Here is a 19336-nt window from a genome sequence, read left to right as displayed (position 1 = left end):
TTAAATTATCATAATATGTGAATAAATTCAATAGGTAGTTTTTAATTCGGTGTATATAATAAATGATATACACCCTTTTTAATCTGTACTTCTTCCAACATTGTACCAATTAACAAACAGTCTTTTAAACATTTTTGCAAAAGAAGCTTTTTGAATTTCTCTATCACAGATAAGATCCATCCTTGCTATTTCATTATCATCTACTTTATATATTACTTCACCTATCCGTTGACCCTTTTTTACTGGAGCAGCAATTGACTTCATAACTCTAATCTCTCTTTTTACTTTATCTCTTTGTCCTCTTGATAAAAGTAAATTTAAGTCATCTGCATAAACAGCCTTTGCCATATTTTCCAAACCTTTTCTTATCTCTACTTCTCTAACCTCTCCACCTTCTTTATTTACATTGGTGGATTCATAGTTTGCAAATCCATAATCTAAAAGTTTTCTAGACTGAGCAAAACGACTGTTAGAATCAGCACCACCTAAAACAACAGAAACCAATCTCATATTGTTTCTTTTTGCAGTAGCAGATAAACAATGCTTCGCTGCCTGTGTAAATCCCGTTTTAAGACCATCTGCACCATTGTAAAATCTAATAAGTTTATTTGTATTTGATAATTCAAATTCTCCTCCTCTAAAACTATCCATCCATATAGAAGTGTATTCAAGTATCCCCGGGTGCTTAGTCACCAGTTCTTTTGACATAAGGGCAACATCATATGCAGTGCTGTAGTGTCCTTCATCAGTAAGTCCTGTACAGTCAAGAAAATGGGTGTTTTTCATACCAAGTTCTTCTGCTTTCTCATTCATCATCACAACAAAACCCTCTTCACTACCATTAATCATTTCTGCCAATGAAACAGTAACGTCATTTGATGAGTGAAGTGCAACTGCCTTTAATGCATCTCTTACAGAATATTGCTCTCCTGGTTCAACATAAGCTTGGGATCCTCCCATTCCAGCTGCATAATCAGATGCAGTAACCATATCATCTAATTTTATTTTTCCCGAATCAATTGCCTCCATTATTAACAGCATTGACATAACTTTAGTAACACTTGCTATGGGAAGTTTATCATGAGAACTTTTTTCTGTAAGTACCTGACCTGTTGCAGCATCAATAAGAATAAATGCTTTAGATTCAAAACTGTCAAAGCTTGTATTTGCAACCATTACCTCAACCACTTCTTCATTGTACTCATATAAATCATCGTCACCTATAGATATAACATTTAGAGAAAGTAAATTAAATAAAAGAAAAGTTATTATTAAGTACCCCACTAATTTTTTCAACATAAAGGATTACCCCCAAACCTTTTAACTATATAAAGTTCATACAATTAAAAGTATGCAGAAAAAACTTAGGATATACTATTTTTATCTAAATTTAAGGCTTCGCGGATTTAAAGCTAGGGTAATCCTTTAAAGTACAGCCTTTCGGTAGACTTTTTTGATGCCAGAAAGCAATGCACTTTCTTAGGCATTTAAAAATGCTTTATATTAAAAAAATGAACTAGTTTAGCTAAACTAGTTCACTTGAGCTAAAATCAATGGTCTTTTTTGGACAGGGTAAGCAGAAAATGTTATGTTTTTATTTATAATATCTTCTGCCTCTTTTATCTTTTTCATATCACTGCTGTAAAGTGTTGCAATTACTTCATCTCTTTCTACCTTCATTCCCTTTTTCTTATTTAGTAAAATACCTGCACTATAGTCAATGGTACTTTCTTTTGTCTGTCTTCCTGCTCCAAGAACCATTGAGGCAGCTCCAAGAGCGTCTGTTCTCATATCCTTTATGTATCCACCCCTTTTACTTTTATATTGATAAATAAAAGGAGAACTTTCAAATAAATTGTACTGGTCAATCACCATAGCATTTCCGCCCTGACGCTCTACCATATTTCTAAATTTTAATAGAGCCTTTCCATTATTAACTGCATCCTCAACCTTTTTTATACATAATTCCCTGTGTCCTAGTCCAGATACTTCAAGCATTTTTGCTGCTAATTCAAAGGACAATTCCTTTAAATCTTCAGGCCCCTTACCCTTTAAAACTTCTATAGCCTCAATAACCTCTAAAGAGTTTCCAATTGCATTCCCTAGAGGAACATCCATATCTGTAACAATTGCAACAGTTTTTCTGCCTATTTTATTGCCTGTCTTAACCATTAATTCTGCTAACTTTTTTGACTTCTCAACAGTTTTCATAAATGCCCCACTGCCTGTTTTAACATCTAAAACAATGCCATCTGCACCACTTGCAATTTTTTTGCTCATAATGCTACTTGCAATTAAAGAAATATTATCTACAGTTGCAGTAACATCTCTTAGTGCATATAATTTTTTATCTGCTGGTGCAAGGTTTCCTGTTTGTCCAACGACAGATACACCAATTTCCCTAACATTATCAATAAACTCTTTATTTGAGATATCTGTCTTAAAACCTGGAATAGACTCCAACTTATCTATGGTTCCACCTGTATGCCCTAGTCCTCTTCCTGACATTTTAGCCACTGGAATGCCACAAGCAGCACAAATAGGCCCAATAATAAGAGTAGTCTTATCTCCAACTCCTCCAGTACTGTGCTTATCTACTTTAAACCCCTCTATTTCAGATAAATCAACCATATCACCCGACTTTGCCATAGCCTCTGTTAAAAGCGAAGTCTCCCTTTCATTCATCTCTTTTAAAAAAATAGCCATAAGAAGAGCAGAAGCCTGATAATCAGGTATATTATCGCTGCAATAACCATTTATAAAAAAGTTAATTTCCTCAGCCTCAAGTTCTTTTCCATATCTTTTCTTTTCAATAATATCATACATCCTCATTGTCAATTCCTCCTAAGATTTTTGATATATGTAATAAATGCTTTTTCTATATCTTTTTTGTCATAAATAACATGAATCCTATAATTTCAAGATATCCTTTAAAAAACTTTTACCACAAATATCCGACTCAATTTGGAGATATTCTGCTATTGTTGCAGCTACATCTGAAAAAGAACTTCTAGTTTTAAGATTCACATTGTTTTTAATATTTTTACCATAAACAAGTAGCGGGACGTATTCTCTAGAGTGATCGGTACTTTTCGTTGTAGGATCACATCCATGATCTGCAGTTATTATCAAAATATCCTCTTCTTTTAATTCTTTTAAAATTTCAGGAACTCTAGCATCAAACTCCTCTAGTGCTTTTGCATATCCTAATGCATCATTTCTATGTCCATATACCATATCAAAATCAACTAAATTAGTAAATATAATACCTTCAGATTGGCTCTTAATAAATTCAATTGTTCTATCAACTCCGTCCATATTATTAGAAGTATGCTTAGAATGTGTAATACCTCTATTATTAAAAATATCCTCAATTTTTCCTACAGCCATTACATGGTAGCCTTTTTCACATGCATAATCTAGTATAGTCTTGTTTACAGGATCTAATGAAAAATCTTTCCTTCTTTTTGTTCTGACATAATTTCCACTAATGCCAACAAAAGGTCTTGCTATAACTCTCCCTACTCCGTGTTTACCTTGCAGCATTCTTCTTGCTATACTGCACATTTCATAAAGTCTCTCAACTGGTATTACATCCTCATGAGCAGCAATTTGAAACACACTGTCTGCAGATGTATACACAATTGGATAACCTGTCTTTACGTGCTCATCTCCTAACCTGTTTATAATTTCTGTTCCAGACGCAGGATAATTGGCCAAAGTGGATACCTTTATACTTTCTTCAAATTCATTTATTATTTCTTTTGGAAATCCATCAGGATACACTGGAAAAGGTCTATCCAATATTATACCCGAGAGCTCCCAGTGTCCTGTCGTTGTATCTTTTCCCGGAGACTTTTCTGCCATTTTACCAAAGCATCCTGAAGGTTTATCACAAAAATCAATTCCAGTAATAGCATCTATATTTCCTAGCCCAATATTTGCAAGGTTTGGTATGAAAAAATTTTTAACTGTCTTTGCAATATTCCCCAAAGTATTACTGCCTTCATCAGTATATTTGTAAGCATCAGGAAGTTCACCTACTCCTAAACTATCTAAAACAATTATAACAGCTCTTTTCATTTTAATATCTCCTCTCTTTGTAGAAAACATAAGATTTTATATGTTGTGTGCATAAAAAAAAGTAAGAAATAAGCATCTTACTTTTAATTATATTATAAAATCTAAATATTAACTATAGGATTTTTGTAAAATTCATATGAAATTACGCCCTAGGATGGGTTTTTTTATATATCTCTTTTATTCTGTTTTTTGCTATCTGAGCATAAACCTGTGTAGAGGATATATCAGAGTGTCCCAACATCTCCTGGATAGATCTTAAATCTGCTCCATTTTCCAATAAATGTGCTGCAAAGGAATGCCTCAATGTATGTGGTGTTATGTCTTTATTAATATGAGCCTGATTTTTATACTGCTTTATTATCTTCCAAAATCCCTGCCTTGTTAATCTCTTTCCATTTACATTTACAAACAATGCTTTTTCATCTTTTCTCTGTATAAGAAGTTTCCTAGATTTAGATAGATACTCATTTAGTGCATTGATTGAAATTGATCCAATAGGTATCATTCTCTCTCTTGAACCTTTAGTACACTTTATAAATCCCATATCAGGATTAACATCAGTAACATCTAAACATATAAGTTCTGAAACTCTTATGCCGGTTGCATACAAAAGCTCTAACATAGCTTTGTCTCTAAATCCCTTTAAGTCATCACACTTTGGTTGTTCTAAAAGCAATTCTACTTCTTTTGTAGACAATATTTGTGGAAGCTTTTTCTCTACCTTTGGTGATTCAAGTTGTTCTGTTGGGTCCTGTTTAATCTCACTATTCTTAGTCAAATATTGACAAAAAGATCTTATAGAAGCTAAATTACGGGATATTGTTGATGTAGCCCTTCCCATTTTTTGTAGGTGCAAGAGATAAGCAATAACTGTTGTCTTATTAATATTTGCTATACTGTTTATTTTCATCTCTTTAAGATATGTAATAAATTGCTCAATATCTCTCTTGTACGACTGTAGGGTATTTAAAGACAATTTTTTGTCTTTTTCTAAAAAATTCAAAAATTCAAAAACTAATTCTTCCATTACTTTACCTACTCCTTCTTATTTTCATTATTTATTAATATTTTAAATATTAAACAACTTTAACATATAATACTTGCATCAATACAATTTTGTCTCCGATAAAATATTTCCAATCCTCCATATTATATAAGAACTACTACTCATTATGCAATAATTATCCTTTATATGCTAATTAGTTTGTAGGTTTGTATAATTATTTTTGCTTTTTTTGTGCATTAATAACAATAAATCAGCTATGTAATTACATTTTTATACCATTTTAAAATTAAACCCTTAATATATATGGTTAACAAAAACTGCCACATCCATACATTCATATTTTATCAAAATATATATTTTTAAGCAAATATCATTCTTATAAAAACAGGAACAATATATGATTCAACCAATATACCACAAAAAATAATTCCTGAAAACGTTAACGTAACAAAACAATACCTAAAAAAATTCATCTTTAAACTATTTTTTTGATCATTTTTATTTGATTTGTTCTCAATTATACTCAGCGAAAAGTTTATTCCGTTTACTCCTAATGCTATAATGCATGGAATAATTATTATTTCCTTTGGCAAAATTGTTATAACTGAAAAAAGTACACCTTTTAATCCCAAGTACTCAATTATAAAACCTGACGTAAACCCTGTTATAAACCCCCTTACCCCTATTAATATGTAAATAAAAGGTATTCCAATAATGGTAACTCCTAAAACCCACAGAATTACAATTTCTCTTATGTTATCCACAAGTGATATTCTTAGTATCTCATTACTGTCTACCTTTTGGTTTTCAAAAAGCTGAAAAAAACCATGTATGTAATTGGTTAATTCTTTTCTTTGAATTGGACTTAATCCATTTACAGTAAAGGCTCCAGCTGAAACCCCTATAACAAATGCCAAAAACAAGAAAAAGTATAAATTCAAGTTGCTTTTAATGTGATTTACAATTACCTCACGTATTTTAGAAAACAAGTTTTATCCCCTCTCGTCATTTTTATGTTATTTTAGGCTTTAATATAAAAAGTTAACTTCTCACTATAAATTTTATGCTTTGAAAACAAAAAAAATTACAATACATCGAGGTATATTGTAAACTTAAACTAATTTTGCTTTATCTTTATCTTATTTTAAAATTCCAATTTCCATAATATAGATTTAAACTTTGAAGCTCTCGGTCAAAAATCTATTATATTTTTATTTCACCTTTTATTATTTTTTCAGCCATGAGAATCCCTATAATAGTTTTAGCATCAGTTATTTCTTTGTTCATAACCATTTTTAAAAGTTCATTAATTGCAATTTTATACGTAGAAATAAATTCACCCTCATCAGCACATGCTTCTCCTTCGACTAAATCAGTTGCTAGGTACATGTATATTTTCTCATTGCAAAAACCTGGAGCACAGTGCAAGTCTATTAAGTGCTTCATGTTTTTTGTCTCAAGTCCTGTCTCCTCTTTTAATTCTCGATGTGCACATATTAAAGGATTTTCCCCTTTATCAAGCTTTCCAGCAGGAATCTCTAAAGATTCAGTTTCTATAGGTTTTCTATATTGACGAACTATATAAATTTCACCATCATCACTTATTGGTATTACTGCAGAACCTCCATTGTGTTTTACCAATTCACGTGAAGCCTCTTTACCATCTGGTTGAAGAACTTTTAATTCATCTACTCCTATTATATTTCCTTCATACACATTTTTTTTAGATAATGTCTTTTCTTCATAATTCATTTAAAGGCCTTCCTCCTATCCCTTGCCAATTTCTCGTGCTCTTTTTGTACACTCAATCATTGCATCAATTATTGTATGTCTAAACCCATTCTTTTCCAAAGATTTTACTGCTTCTATAGTTGTACCTGCGGGAGAACACACTTGATCTTTAAGCTCTCCAGGATGCTTACCAGTTTCTAAAACCAGTTTTGCAGATCCCATAACAGCTTGAGCTGCTAATTTATATGACAAATCCCTTGGCAATCCTGACAAAACAGCTGCATCTGCCATTGCCTCAATAAACATAAACACATATGCAGGACTACTGCCCGTAACTGCCGTCACCTCATTCATAAGTTTTTCATCTAAAACTTCAACTTTACCAAAGCACTCAAGTATTCTTTTAACATTTAAAATGTCATCTTTAGATAAGATCTTGTCATCATAGCACATCAATGTCATTCCTTCTGCTACTAAGGCTGGTGTGTTAGGCATAGTGCGAATTATTTTTCTGTCATCTCCAATGATGTCCTGATAATACTTTATAGGTACCCCTACAGCAACAGAAACCAGTATTTTTTTATCATCAAAACTACTCTTACAAGGTTCAAGTACCTTTTCAACCATATTTGGTTTTACAGACAAAATGACAATATCAGATTTTTGAACAACCTCAGTACTATTGTTTAAAATAGTAATACCGGTTTCAGATTTAAGATTTGAAAGTTTTTCTTTATCGATATCATAGACAAAAACATTTTCATTTGAAGTAACTCCGGATTTTACAATGCTATTTATCATAGCACATCCCATATTTCCTGCACCAATAAAACCTACTTTTGCACTCATTAAAACCCCTCCTTTTTATTCACTGTGCCAATATCTATATTATCATAAAACTAAGCAAAATCCACTTATTTTTATATATGCACATTAGCAATTTACAAAAACTAAAGTTTTTATAAATTGCTATGTTTTTAAAAAGATATGGGGTTTTAAATGTCATATGCAAGAATAATTGCCTTTGAAATATCTTTCATTGGAATTCCTCTGTCCATGCTTTCTTTTTGTATCTTTCTAAAAGCCTCATCCTCAGTCAATCCCTGATGTTTCATCAACAGTCCCTTTGCTTTTTCTATTTCCTTTCTACTCTTTAATGTGCTTTTCAATTCATATATTTCCTTTGACAGTTTTAATATTTTTTTTCTGTTTTTTATAACTAAATCTACAGTACTAATAAAACTATATCGGTTTATAGGCTTTATAACAGTGACTATATCGGTTTTATTCTTCATACAGTTTATAAAATCAGCCTGTTTGTTATTAGCTAAAAGTATAACATCACAAAGTTTGTCTTCAGAAATTATTTTAGCTATTTCAAAACCACTTGTTGGAGGCAGGCTATAATCTAAAACAGCAAGGTCTGGTCTTAAGGAGCTAACTCTTCTTAAACAATCACTGCCATCTTTAGCCTGACCAATGACTTCATAATTATAATTTGCAAAAAAAGCTTTTAGTTTATTTACAAAAATTTCATTATTAATAGCAATAAATATCCTTGCCGATTCCATATCCACACCTCCACTTATTTAGCATCCCTCATCAAATAGCTAATTAGCTTGGTCTTTCCACTTTAACATTTTAATATCTAAAAAATTTATAAATGCTAAGGGAAAGCCAAGCCACTTAGACTAATACTTTGTCAAATAATTTTCAATTTCCCATTCGCTTACCTTTGTCTTATAATCATCCCATTCTTTATTTTTGGCTTCAATAAATTTGTCAAAAACATGGTCACCTAAAGCTTCTTTTGCCAGCTTACTATCCTTCATTTCATCAATTGCTTCCTTTAAGTCACCAGGTAGTGACTTTATGCCCTCATCAATTCTTTCCTTCTCTTTCATCTCAAATATATTCTTATCAGTTGATGTCATAGGCTGTATTTTATTTTCTATGCCATCAAGACCTGCCTCTAACACTGCCGCTAAAGCAAGATAAGGATTACAGCTTGGATCAGGACAACGCAACTCCACTCTTGTTGCCACTCCCCTAGCAGCAGGTATCCTTAAAAGAGGACTTCTGTTTTTTGCAGACCAAGCTATATAAACAGGTGCTTCATAACCAGGTACCAGACGCTTATATGAGTTTACAACTGGATTTGTTATTGCTGTAATTGCTCTCATATTTTTCATTAACCCTCCAATAAACCAATATGCATCTTTACTAAGCTGTAAAGGATCCTTTTCGTCATAAAATGCATTTTTACCATTTTTAAACAATGATGTGTTGGTGTGCATACCTGAACCATTAATACCAAAAATAGGTTTAGGCATAAATGTAGCATGCAACCCATTTCTTTGTGCAATGGTTTTTACAACTAGTTTAAAAGTCATTATGCTATCAGCTGTAGTCAAAGCATCAGCATATTTAAAGTCAATTTCATGCTGTCCAGGTGCAACTTCATGATGAGATGCCTCTATTTCAAACCCCATTTCTTCAAGTACAAGACACATATCTCTTCTTGCATTTTCACCTAAATCCACTGGACCTAAATCAAAATAACCTGCATTATCTTGAGTTTTTGTAGTAGCTTTCCCTTCACTGTCAGTTAAAAAGAGAAAAAACTCACATTCAGGTCCTACATTAAAAGTATCATAGCCTTTATCAGCCGCCTTTTTCAAAGCTCTTTTCAATACATTTCTAGGGTCTCCCTCAAAAGGTGTTCCGTCTGGATTATATACATCACATATAAGTCTTGCTACTTTGCCAGTTTGAGGCCTCCATGGAAATATTACAAATGTATTTGGATCAGGTCTTAAATACATGTCGGATTCCTCTATTCTTACAAATCCATCAATTGATGAACCGTCAAACATACATTCGTTATTAAGAGCTTTCCCAAGTTGCTCCACTGTTATAGAAATATTTTTAAGCATTCCAAAAATATCGGTAAACTGTAATCTTATAAACTTAACATCCTGCTCTTCTACCATCTTTAAAATATCTTTTTTACTGTACTTATTCATAATAAGTTCCTCCTTCATTACATAAAATAGTTTTTATTAACCTATACACATTCATAATTGTTTCTACAATAAATTCATATTGTACTCTTCACAGCTTTTAATCATTTCATCAGGCCAAACTGAAGCCTGCACTTCTCCAATATGTGCTTTCTTAAGCATATACATACACATTCTCGATTGCCCGATTCCTCCTCCAATTGTGTAAGGAAGGTTTTTTTCAATAAGATCTTTGTGAAATTTTAAGTTTATGCGTTTTTCACATCCTGCAAGCTCAAGCTGCTTTATAAGGGATTTTTCATCCACTCGAATTCCCATAGATGACACCTCAAAGGCTCTATCCAGTGTAGGATACCAGAATATAATGTCTCCGTTTAACTCCCAGTCATCGTAATCAGGGGCTCTTCCGTCATGTTTTATTCCAGACTTTAACATTCCACCTATTTTCATAACAAACACAGCCTTTTTTTCTTTTGCAATCATATCCTCTCTTTTTTTAGGAGAAAGCTCAGGATACATATCTTCTAACTCTTGAGTTGTAATAAAACTTATCTCATCAGGCAAAAAGCTTTCAAGTTTTTTGTATTGGCTGCATATAAACTCTTCCGTTTTTTTAAAAACAGAAAATATTTTAACCACAATTTCTTTTAATTTTTCTATATTTCTCTCTTCTTTTGAAATAATTTTTTCCCAGTCCCACTGGTCAACATACACAGAGTGTAAATTGTCAAGTTCTTCATCTCTTCTTATCGCATTCATATCAGTATATAGACCTTCTCCGTTTTTAAAACCATATCTAGCTAGAGCCATTCTCTTCCATTTAGCAAGAGAATGTACAACTTCAACAGTTTCTCCTCCAATTCCCTTAACATCAAAATCAACCGGTCTTTCCACACCATTAAGATTGTCATTCAGACCTGTTTCAGGCTTTACAAAAAGTGGTGCCGATACTCTGCTAAGATTTAATTCATTTGCAAGCTCCTTTTGGAAATAATCCTTTAAAAGCTTTATAGCCTTCTCTGTTTCCTTGATATCTAGAGATGCTTTATACTTTTGTGGTAACATAAGTTTTTTAACTTTTTCTTTCATATTTAACCCCTCCTATATTTTAAAATTGAACCCTTTAATAAGCGTACAAATTTCCGTAAGGTCTTTTATTAAATGCTATAAGTTTTGTAAACTCTTCTTTTATAATAGAGTTGTAATTTATGCCAAAATATTTAGAAAATCTTTTTACATAGTTTTTTATAATGCTTAAATCTTCATCATCTGGCTCAGTTAGCTTTACTTCTTTCCCCAACTTCCACGTCTTGACGCTACCTCTTAAATACATTACACCACCATGCATTCCAGTACCACAGAAGTTTCCCACTATCTCTTGGTCATCTGAAAGATTTAAGCCAAGAACGATAACCATTCCACCTGCCATATATTCTCCAAGAAAGTCACCTGCCTTTCCTCCAATTACCATAACCGGTTTCTTATCCGAAAACTCTTTCATGTGTATTCCAACACGGTAGCCAACATCTCCCTTTATAAAAATTTCACCACCTCTCATTGCATAACCTGTTGCATCACCAGCATTACCATATACAATGATTCTTCCTCTGTTCATTGTGTTTGCTGTAGCATCCTGTACATTCCCTTTTACAATAATTTCTGGACCATCCATATAGACAGCCATATCATTTCCTGGTGTACCCTCTATTGTTATCTTGTGATCTCCCTGAAGGGCGTTTCCAATATATCTTTGGCCTTGAACATTTTTTAAATATATTTCTGTTTCTTTTGATTTTATTAAATTTTTAATACTTTTATTTAGTTCCTTAAAATGTAATCCTTCCGCATTTAACGTTTGCATTATACCACCCCCTTTTCTATAAAACAGGCCTTTCTTAAACTCTCAGGGAAATTTATAAAACCAAATTCATCATCTCCTATTTTGTCAACAAAACTTGAAATATCTATCTCATCTCTTATCAATCTAGTATATATTCCTGCTCTGTCAACATCATTTATAATCAAATATCCTACAAGCCTTCCACCTTTTATATAAAACTTTTTATACCAATTCTTTTCTGGTATATGAACTACCTTTTCAATTACCCTTTCTTCTTTTTCTGACAGACCTGCACTAATTATTGACAACTCCAGTAATGGCATTGAATTCATCATAAATCCCTTATCAAAAATTTTTATTTCTCCTGTCATATTCATTCCTGCTATCTCACCCTGTTTGTAAGCATTTGGTATTATAGCTGTTTCCATCCGTTTGTTTTGAATAAAGTTATAACCTTCTGTAACATCACCTGCTGCATATATGTCTGGAACATTTGTCTGCATGAAATTGTCTACAATAATGCCTCTGTTTGTTTTTATACCTGTATCTTTTACTAAATCTGTATTGCACCTTACACCCATTGCAAGTATTATAAAATCACAATCTAATTCTCTATCTCCATCTAAGAGCACTCCAGTTGCCACATCTCGCCCTAAAATCTTTTTAACCGTGGTGTTTAATAAAACATTAACACTATTATTTTCAAGTTCTTTTTCTACAATCGAGGATGCAACGCCATCGAGAACACGGGGCATTATTCTGTCCATTATATCTATTACCGTTACATTAACACCTCTTTGAACTAGTGCCTCAACAGCTTTAAGACCACTGAAACTGGCACCAACTACAATGGCTTTTGAACCTTTTTCTGCATTTTTTTCTATTTCCTTTACATCACTAAATTTTATAAAGTTAAAAATATTTTTCTTGTCTATACCTTCTAAAGGTGGAACAAAAGGTTTTCCTCCTGTAGATATAAGAAGCTTAGAATACCCAATTTTATCACCATTTCCAAGAGTAACTTCCTTTTTTTTATGATTTATTTTTTCTGCCTTTACTCCAAGCATTGTTTTTACATTATTTTTTTTATAAAAATCTTTATCACGATAAAACATCTTATCTTCCGTTACCTTTTTGCCAAGATAATATGATATAAGCGGTCTTGAATAAGTGTGAAAAGGTTCATCAGATATAATGGTTATTGGAGTTTTTCTATCTATTCTCCTTATCCCTTCTACTGCAGCTATGGCAGCAGTAGAATTACCTATAATAACATAAGCCATATTTTAAACACCTCCTTCATTTATTCCAAAAGAACTATCCACTTCTTCCATATATAAAGCTTCATTTGGACAATTTTTAACACATTGGGGTTCTCCATCCTTTTCAATACAAAAGTCACACTTTGAGGCAATTTTCTTGTCTTTGTAATCCCGTTTTATAGCCCCATAAGGACAGGAAAGTATACATGTCCAACACCCAATACATCTCTGTTCATCATTTGTCACAATTTTATTTTTTAAATCTATCTGCATTGCCCCTGTTATACATGCTTTTACACATTCTGGTTCATCACAATTTTTGCACTGTAAACCAAAAGATACTGGTTTTTTTTCTTCAACTACTATTCTTGCTACCGGCCTTTGAGATGATTTTTTAAATGCCTTTATTAAATTGTCTTTATATTCAGAGTGAGCACCTATGCAATGAATCTCGCACAATCTGCACCCAACACAGACTTTTTCATTGACATATATTCTTTTTTTATAACTTTTCTTTTTATTCATATTGACCCCTCCCGTTTTATTCTCCCGCAGCCTTTATGCCAAGGATATCAAGCTCTTTGTTGCTAAGTCCTGTTCCCCTTAACATAAGCCTGTTTCCTCTTAAACTTTCTATCGCATTAATTCCCATTCCACCAAGCATTTCTTTTATTTCATGTGACCATGCATTCACAAGATTTTCAACTCTTTTAGAAGCTATTTCAGGATTAAGTCTCTTTACAAGGTTAGGATCTTGTGTTGCTATCCCCCAATTACATTTGCCTGTATAGCATTTCTGACACATATGACATCCCATAGCTATAAGTATTGATGAAGCAATGTATACAGAATCTGCACCTAGGGCTATTGCCTTAACAATATCTGCACTGTTTCGTATACTTCCGGCACATACAATGGAAACTTGGTTTCTTATTCCCTCATCCCTTAGCCTTGAATCAACAGAGGCTAAAGCTAATTCAACAGGTATTCCTACATTGTCCCGTATTCTTACAGGTGCTGCACCTGTACCACCTCTGTAACCATCAATTGCAATAATATCAGCTCCTGCTCTGGCAATACCTGAACATATAGCTGCTACATTGTGCACTGCGGCAATTTTTACAGATACCGGCTTTTTATAATCAGTAGCTTCCTTAAGAGAATATATAAGCTGTCTTAAATCCTCAATAGAATAAATATCATGATGGGGTGCTGGAGAAATTGCATCAGAACCTTCAGGAATCATTCTAGTCTCAGACACATCCGCTCCTACTTTTTCTCCTGGAAGATGGCCTCCTATTCCCGGCTTTGCTCCCTGCCCAATTTTTATTTCTATTCCGGCTGCTGAGTTTAAGTAGTCCGCATCAACTCCAAAACGTCCTGATGCTACCTGAACAATTGTATTCCCTTTATAACTGTTAAGACTTTTGTGAAGCCCTCCTTCTCCAGTATTGTACATAATACCCAGCTTCGAGGCCGTCCTTGCAATAGATTCACAGGCATTAAGACTTATAGAACCAAATGACATAGCTGAAAACATAATAGGCACTTCCAATTCCAGTTGAGGTGGAATTTTTTCAGCTAGCCTCCCATTTTCAATCTTAAGCATTTCTGGCTTTCTTCCAAGGAATGTTTTTAATTCCATAGGTTCACGTAGTGGATCAATAGATGGATTAGTTACCTGACTAGCATTTAGAAGAATATGATCCCAATATATGGGGTACTCCCTGTCATTTCCCATTCCAGCAAGAAGCATTCCACCTGTTTCAGCCTGCTTATAAATTTCCTTCATGGTTTTTTCAGTCCAATTTGCATTTCCTTTAAACTCAAGAGGATTTTTTCTTATTGTAAGAGCATTTACAGGACATAAAGCCACACATCTATGACAGTTCACACATTTTGACTCATCAGATACAACCTTTTTTTCTTCTTCATCAAATGAGTGAACAAGATTTGCACACTGCCTTACACAAACTTCACAATCTATACAGCGTTCTTTATTTCTTTCAACTATAAATTCCGGCGTTATATAACTTAAATTCATAATGTTTCAACCCCTTCCAATAATACAGTTACAGGTTCTCCTCCTCTTGGGCTCCAGATTTCATCCGGTGTAGGACAAACCACTCTTACGGCAGATTCTTCACTTGCAACATAAACTAAATCCCCTTTACTAGCTGCAACAATGGAACGCAATTTCACCCTGTCATTTAATGCTACAATTCCATTTTTAGATGCTAATATTATTGAAAAAGGCCCATTTATCAACAAACTACCATATACTGTCCTTATAGCCTTTACAAGCTCTTTTTTATCCTCATCCATTCTCTCTATCTCAGACCAAAAAGGAGCAGCCATTGCAGTAATTACAGTTTCTAGTGGAAGCTTATTACGTCTTAATAAAAAATCAAAAATATAAGTAATTGCTTCTGTATCTGTTTGAAGCGAACATCTATATTTAAGCATTTCAAGATACCTTCTATTTGCATCATAGGACGAAATTTCACCATTATGAACTACAGAAAAATCCAGTAAATTAAATGGATGAGCTCCTCCCCACCACCCTGGTGTGTTTGTTGGAAAGCGTCCATGAGATGTCCATATATAAGCTTTATAACCTTCAAGCTTATAAAATTCTCCTACATCTTCAGGATAACCAACTGCTTTGAAAGCTCCCATATTTTTGCCGCTAGAAGCTACAAATGCACCATCAATATCTGAATTAATCCTCATTACACATCTCATTACAAATTCATCTTCATTTAATCCAGATTCAATAATTTTATCTTTTAAAGGGCTTGCAAAATATCTCCATATTATTGGCGAATTTTTAATAGAAGCAACTTTCCTTGTTGGAATTTTACCTTCCATTTCAATATCAAAATGTTGATTTAAAAAAACTTCAGTTTTTTCTTTTGCATCCCTGTGTTCATAAAACATATGGATTGCATATAAATCTTTATACTCTGGATATATTCCATAGGCAGCAAAGCCTCCTCCTAATCCGTTTGAACGATCTCTCATCAAAGCTATGGACTTAATTATATCTTCTCCAGAGAAAACTTTTCCTTTTTTGTTTATTATTCCAGATATTGCACAACCCGAAGGAATTTTAACCTTACCCTCACGCATCATCATTGATATCCCTCCTTGACTTAAGCCTGTCTTTTTATTCTATGACTTTTAATCAATTTTTAATCTAATACATGCAATTTTTCTATATATAAATTGCAGTTTCCCGTAAAATAGCTTATTTGCTTTTTTTTAAAAAAATTATCAAAAAAAACGCACTCCAAAGAATTCTCTCACTCCTCGTTGAGTGCGTTAGTACCTTACGGTATGCACCTTTGCACACAGAGCCATATGGCTCATTTATTAATTGCAAAATAACTGTTTACAAAGTAATTATAGCATAAATAAATTTTTCAATCAATGTTTTTTTGAAATTTTTTTATTAAATTTGCAACTTTTTTGTTTTAATCCTGCATTTAGATTTGTAGCATTCCTAATTTCAAGAAAATTCGAAAAAAATCATATTACCCATTGACATACGCAAATAGCTATTGTATACTTAACAAGTGTTGAAGGGGTATAGCTCAATTGGTAGAGTAGTGGTCTCCAAAACCATTGGTTGCGGGTTCGATTCCTGCTGCCCCTGCCAAAAACATGATTAGACTTAATGTTTAGGTCTAGTCATGTTTTTTTGTTATAAAATCTTAAAACGAAATAATCTTATTCTAAGACTCCACCTTCTATAAGGTGGAGTTGCTCTTATAAATCTTTTTCTAATATCTAAAATACATTGAGTATATAGGAATAATTAATGTGGCAAGTGCTATAACATATACCGCTATAGCACCAAGTCTGTTTTTTTTATCCCATGTCCATTTCCCAAAACTTATTGTTCTTAAAAATACCAAAGTCAGTATAATAATTAAAGCAACTCTTTCAAATATCAAAACTACTCCTCCTTTGAATTGGGAACTTGTACTGTTCTCAGCATTATTCCAGGTCTTCTTATCTTTACGTCTACATTTACATCAAAAGTAGATTCTTTATATTTATTCAGCCAATTAAAGTCCTCCCATTCATCCCATGCAACAAATTTTCTTTTCATTAATTGACCAAAACCAACAATATCAACACCATATACTTTTATGGTTTTTTCAAGATATCTAGTAATTTCTTCTTCAAAAAACTTTTCTATTGACTTTTCTAAAATTTTTAAATTTTCTTTTTCTTCATAGTTTATGCCACTTTGTATTGACTGTATATCCCCCTCTAAAATAACATTTACACTTATATTAGGAGTATCATTTACAAGTTCAACACTATTTCTGGGTTCTCTTCCCTGACTCATACTTAAAAGCACAAAATGCCCTTCCTTCAGTGGATCAGGCAAAGTTGAAAATGCATAGTTGAAATCTCCTTTTACCATAAGATGAGACATGGTTTCAGCTCCATCTAAAACCCCCACCATCTTTGCACCATCAAAAACAGCAAGTCCCATTATTTCAGACTTTACATCCCCTGTTTTTGGCATACCCCCTGCTTTAAAATCACCTTCTAATGGAACTTCTCTTCCCTTCTCTATATATGTTGATTTTTCATTATCTATTTCATCTGATTTTTCAAAGTCACTAATCGAAGCCAACGCAACATAGCCCTGACTGGATGTACACTTTAAATTATTGTAAAACTTTAAAAATCTGGTATCTGCCGTAAATCCTGTATATTCAAATGCTCTCATCTTCATCTCATAATACTTTGCAGGATTACCTTCTAAAGCTGGCTCCACAGCCCTTATATATTCTTCCGCTGATCCTGTTGCAATAACCACAAACGTACTTGGTCTAAACTCTCTTCCTCTCGAAATAGCAGTAACATATTTATCTATTCCATCTCTTGCAAGTTCCTCAGAAAAGACAATTGCTTTAGCATGCGAAAGGTTTATTTGCTTACTTATAAACGTATTTGCCATATTAAGCCCAGAATATATTGCAGGAACTTCTAAAGTTACTATGCTGGAAGCATCTCCTTCTCCTCCCACTCCTCCTTCTCCACCTGCTATATTAACAGGTAGTGCTAATTGAAGTGTCATTTTTAGTAAATTGTCTTCTCCTTTATCAAATCCAATCGCCATAGGATAAGCAAGATCGTCTACCTCCCTAGCATCATAACATCCTGTCAGTCCAGTTAATAAAGTTACTAAAATAATTGCAAAACACAGCTTTTTAATTTTTCTTCCCATTTGAAATTTCTCCCTTCTTTTTTTTAATTATAGAAGCTGTTATTAAAAGAACAATAGGCATACCAAATGTAACTATCCAAGCAAACACTCTAAAAATCTGAGCCTCCAATTCAAAGGCTCTCATAATACTTGCCGGCATTAGAGCAAATGCAAAAATCAATATAGCCATGGGAAGAATAAGTGGTGTATGATATTTTAGCCTAAAAGTTTTTTTAAATACATATACTATAAAAAACAGTACAATTCCAAGGTATATAAAAGCAGATGTTGACCAAGCAAGTACAAAAATAGATTCAATTCTCGTAAAAAACCTTCCAAGATCAATATTTCTTGCCATAGCATACATTGGAAGAGTAATTTCTGTAGATGCAGGATATGGAACTGAAAGTGTATAAGCTAAAGTACCAACAGTTAGAAAAAAACCAGATAAAATTATACTGTAAATTCCAGTTTTCTTGAAACAATTAAAATTATTCAAAAAAGGCGGAAGTATAAATAGCACACTTATACCTGAGAAAACTGATATACTGGGCATTCCACCTACAAACAACTGATATGCCCCTTTACCCATAACAGGAAATATATTACTCGTACTAAAACTAGGTATTATCCCGGCTATTATTAATACGAAAGCTAATGCAACTGGTGGAACGATTATAGCCGAGAATCTTGTAATTGATTCAAGCCCATAAAATGCAGCAAAAACCATACCAAAAAGAAAAAAAAACATAACAAAACTTATAGGTGATTTTTCCAGTGCAATTATTTTTAGACCATCACTAAATTCTCTTAAAACAATTGAACATATAAACACATAGTCAATTACTATTATTAATCCAACAAAAATTCTGCCAACATTTCCTCCCACATATTCTCCAATATCCAGTATATCTTTTCCCTCAAAATTTTTGTACATTTTTGATATAATCCAAAAGATTAGTACAGAAAGCAGTGTTACATATATTGTTAAAATCCATCCTGCAGTACCTGCTCTTTCTGCCATAATGCGAGGAAAACTTATAAACAACTGGGTTGTTATTATAATTACTAAAACCGATATAGCTTCAGCCTTCCCAAATACAATTTTATTTTCCACTATAATCCTCCAACTTTCTTAGTTTTAATGCTGTACAACTATTT

Annotated in this window: 18 protein-coding genes and 1 tRNA gene; 1 reads left to right on the top strand and 18 read right to left on the bottom strand. The window is 33.0% G+C overall.

The window, feature by feature from the left end; translation table 11 throughout:
* Window positions 1-78: 78 nt before the first annotated feature.
* The 15 genes from RBH29_RS07130 to RBH29_RS07060 form a co-directional block, all read right to left on the bottom strand.
* Window positions 79-1299 (bottom strand): D-alanyl-D-alanine carboxypeptidase family protein, encoded by a 1221-nt coding sequence (locus RBH29_RS07130; protein WP_306696083.1) that lies wholly within the window; start codon window positions 1297-1299, stop codon window positions 79-81.
* A gap of 231 nt (window positions 1300-1530) precedes the next feature.
* The gene (locus RBH29_RS07125; protein WP_306696082.1) at window positions 1531-2832 is read right to left on the bottom strand and encodes a pyrimidine-nucleoside phosphorylase; all 1302 of its coding nucleotides are present in this window, start codon (window positions 2830-2832) and stop codon (window positions 1531-1533) included.
* Between the two features lie 78 nt (window positions 2833-2910).
* Window positions 2911-4083, bottom strand: coding sequence for a phosphopentomutase (locus RBH29_RS07120; RefSeq protein ID WP_306696080.1), 1173 nt, complete (start codon window positions 4081-4083; stop codon window positions 2911-2913).
* 142 nt (window positions 4084-4225) lie between these two features.
* Entirely contained in the window at window positions 4226-5110 is an 885-nt protein-coding gene (gene xerD / locus RBH29_RS07115) for a site-specific tyrosine recombinase XerD (protein WP_306696079.1), read from the bottom strand.
* Window positions 5111-5448: 338 nt separating this feature from the next.
* Window positions 5449-6078 (bottom strand): stage II sporulation protein M, encoded by a 630-nt coding sequence (gene spoIIM / locus RBH29_RS07110; protein ID WP_306696078.1) that lies wholly within the window; start codon window positions 6076-6078, stop codon window positions 5449-5451.
* Window positions 6079-6292: 214 nt separating this feature from the next.
* Window positions 6293-6841 (bottom strand): NUDIX domain-containing protein, encoded by a 549-nt coding sequence (locus RBH29_RS07105; protein ID WP_306696076.1) that lies wholly within the window; start codon window positions 6839-6841, stop codon window positions 6293-6295.
* Between the two features lie 15 nt (window positions 6842-6856).
* The gene (gene proC / locus RBH29_RS07100; RefSeq protein WP_306696075.1) at window positions 6857-7669 is read right to left on the bottom strand and encodes a pyrroline-5-carboxylate reductase; all 813 of its coding nucleotides are present in this window, start codon (window positions 7667-7669) and stop codon (window positions 6857-6859) included.
* Window positions 7670-7815: 146 nt separating this feature from the next.
* Window positions 7816-8391 carry an ANTAR domain-containing response regulator gene (locus RBH29_RS07095; RefSeq protein WP_306696074.1) on the bottom strand — a complete coding sequence of 192 codons (576 nt, stop codon included), beginning with the start codon at window positions 8389-8391 and terminating at the stop codon, window positions 7816-7818.
* 120 nt (window positions 8392-8511) lie between these two features.
* Window positions 8512-9846, bottom strand: coding sequence for a type I glutamate--ammonia ligase (gene glnA / locus RBH29_RS07090; protein ID WP_306696073.1), 1335 nt, complete (start codon window positions 9844-9846; stop codon window positions 8512-8514).
* A gap of 63 nt (window positions 9847-9909) precedes the next feature.
* Window positions 9910-10932, bottom strand: coding sequence for an aspartate--ammonia ligase (asnA, locus tag RBH29_RS07085; RefSeq protein WP_306696071.1), 1023 nt, complete (start codon window positions 10930-10932; stop codon window positions 9910-9912).
* Between the two features lie 34 nt (window positions 10933-10966).
* Complete coding sequence (locus RBH29_RS07080) at window positions 10967-11704, bottom strand: GltB/FmdC/FwdC-like GXGXG domain-containing protein (protein WP_306696070.1); 738 nt, start codon at window positions 11702-11704, stop codon at window positions 10967-10969.
* Window positions 11704-12966, bottom strand: a complete 1263-nt coding sequence (locus tag RBH29_RS07075; protein WP_306696069.1) for an NAD(P)/FAD-dependent oxidoreductase — start codon at window positions 12964-12966, stop codon at window positions 11704-11706. The genes RBH29_RS07080 and RBH29_RS07075 overlap by 1 nt, the downstream gene beginning before the upstream one ends.
* Window positions 12967-12969: 3 nt before the next feature.
* Window positions 12970-13470: a 4Fe-4S dicluster domain-containing protein gene (locus RBH29_RS07070; RefSeq protein ID WP_306696068.1), complete on the bottom strand. Its 501-nt coding sequence runs from the start codon at window positions 13468-13470 to the stop codon at window positions 12970-12972.
* Window positions 13471-13486: 16 nt separating this feature from the next.
* Window positions 13487-14989, bottom strand: a complete 1503-nt coding sequence (locus tag RBH29_RS07065; RefSeq protein ID WP_306696066.1) for a glutamate synthase-related protein — start codon at window positions 14987-14989, stop codon at window positions 13487-13489.
* On the bottom strand, window positions 14986-16083 hold the full coding sequence (locus RBH29_RS07060) for a class II glutamine amidotransferase (protein ID WP_306696064.1): 1098 nt from the start codon (window positions 16081-16083) through the stop codon (window positions 14986-14988). The genes RBH29_RS07065 and RBH29_RS07060 overlap by 4 nt, the downstream gene beginning before the upstream one ends.
* Window positions 16084-16530: 447 nt before the next feature.
* On the opposite strand from RBH29_RS07060, the gene RBH29_RS07055 reads away from it, so the two are divergent.
* Window positions 16531-16606, top strand: a tRNA-Trp gene (locus RBH29_RS07055).
* Between the two features lie 124 nt (window positions 16607-16730).
* Here RBH29_RS07055 and RBH29_RS07050 read toward each other — a convergent pair.
* The 3 genes from RBH29_RS07050 to RBH29_RS07040 are packed head-to-tail and all read right to left on the bottom strand — an operon-like array spanning window position 16731 to window position 19292.
* Complete coding sequence (locus tag RBH29_RS07050; RefSeq protein ID WP_306696063.1) at window positions 16731-16904, bottom strand: hypothetical protein; 174 nt, start codon at window positions 16902-16904, stop codon at window positions 16731-16733.
* 2 nt (window positions 16905-16906) lie between these two features.
* Entirely contained in the window at window positions 16907-18196 is a 1290-nt protein-coding gene (locus RBH29_RS07045; protein WP_306696062.1) for a Ger(x)C family spore germination protein, read from the bottom strand.
* The gene (locus RBH29_RS07040; RefSeq protein ID WP_306696061.1) at window positions 18180-19292 is read right to left on the bottom strand and encodes a GerAB/ArcD/ProY family transporter; all 1113 of its coding nucleotides are present in this window, start codon (window positions 19290-19292) and stop codon (window positions 18180-18182) included. Before RBH29_RS07040 ends, RBH29_RS07045 begins: the two co-directional genes overlap by 17 nt.
* Between the last annotated feature and the right edge of the window lie 44 nt (window positions 19293-19336).

The organism is Herbivorax alkaliphila (assembly GCF_030848475.1).
In the GTDB taxonomy this organism is placed as follows: Bacteria; Bacillota; Clostridia; order Acetivibrionales; family Acetivibrionaceae; genus Herbivorax.
The sequence above is the reverse complement of the archived record's forward strand: the minus strand, read 5'-3'. Positions and strand labels throughout refer to the sequence as shown.

Bases quoted from the DNA above. Each gene is read 5' to 3' on its own strand.
- proC (WP_306696075.1), bottom strand. From the start codon at position 7,669: ATGAGTGCAAAAGTAGGTTTTATTGGTGCAGGAAATATGGGATGTGCT.
- RBH29_RS07130 (WP_306696083.1), bottom strand. From the start codon at position 1,299: ATGTTGAAAAAATTAGTGGGGTACTTAATAATAACTTTTCTTTTATTT.
- RBH29_RS07075 (WP_306696069.1), bottom strand. From the start codon at position 12,966: ATGGCTTATGTTATTATAGGTAATTCTACTGCTGCCATAGCTGCAGTA.
- glnA (WP_306696073.1), bottom strand. From the start codon at position 9,846: ATGAATAAGTACAGTAAAAAAGATATTTTAAAGATGGTAGAAGAGCAG.
- RBH29_RS07060 (WP_306696064.1), bottom strand. From the start codon at position 16,083: ATGATGATGCGTGAGGGTAAGGTTAAAATTCCTTCGGGTTGTGCAATA.
- RBH29_RS07120 (WP_306696080.1), bottom strand. From the start codon at position 4,083: ATGAAAAGAGCTGTTATAATTGTTTTAGATAGTTTAGGAGTAGGTGAA.
- RBH29_RS07070 (WP_306696068.1), bottom strand. From the start codon at position 13,470: ATGAATAAAAAGAAAAGTTATAAAAAAAGAATATATGTCAATGAAAAA.
- RBH29_RS07080 (WP_306696070.1), bottom strand. From the start codon at position 11,704: ATGCAAACGTTAAATGCGGAAGGATTACATTTTAAGGAACTAAATAAA.
- RBH29_RS07045 (WP_306696062.1), bottom strand. From the start codon at position 18,196: ATGGGAAGAAAAATTAAAAAGCTGTGTTTTGCAATTATTTTAGTAACT.
- xerD (WP_306696079.1), bottom strand. From the start codon at position 5,110: ATGGAAGAATTAGTTTTTGAATTTTTGAATTTTTTAGAAAAAGACAAA.
- RBH29_RS07125 (WP_306696082.1), bottom strand. From the start codon at position 2,832: ATGAGGATGTATGATATTATTGAAAAGAAAAGATATGGAAAAGAACTT.
- RBH29_RS07095 (WP_306696074.1), bottom strand. From the start codon at position 8,391: ATGGAATCGGCAAGGATATTTATTGCTATTAATAATGAAATTTTTGTA.
- RBH29_RS07065 (WP_306696066.1), bottom strand. From the start codon at position 14,989: ATGAATTTAAGTTATATAACGCCGGAATTTATAGTTGAAAGAAATAAA.
- asnA (WP_306696071.1), bottom strand. From the start codon at position 10,932: ATGAAAGAAAAAGTTAAAAAACTTATGTTACCACAAAAGTATAAAGCA.
- RBH29_RS07105 (WP_306696076.1), bottom strand. From the start codon at position 6,841: ATGAATTATGAAGAAAAGACATTATCTAAAAAAAATGTGTATGAAGGA.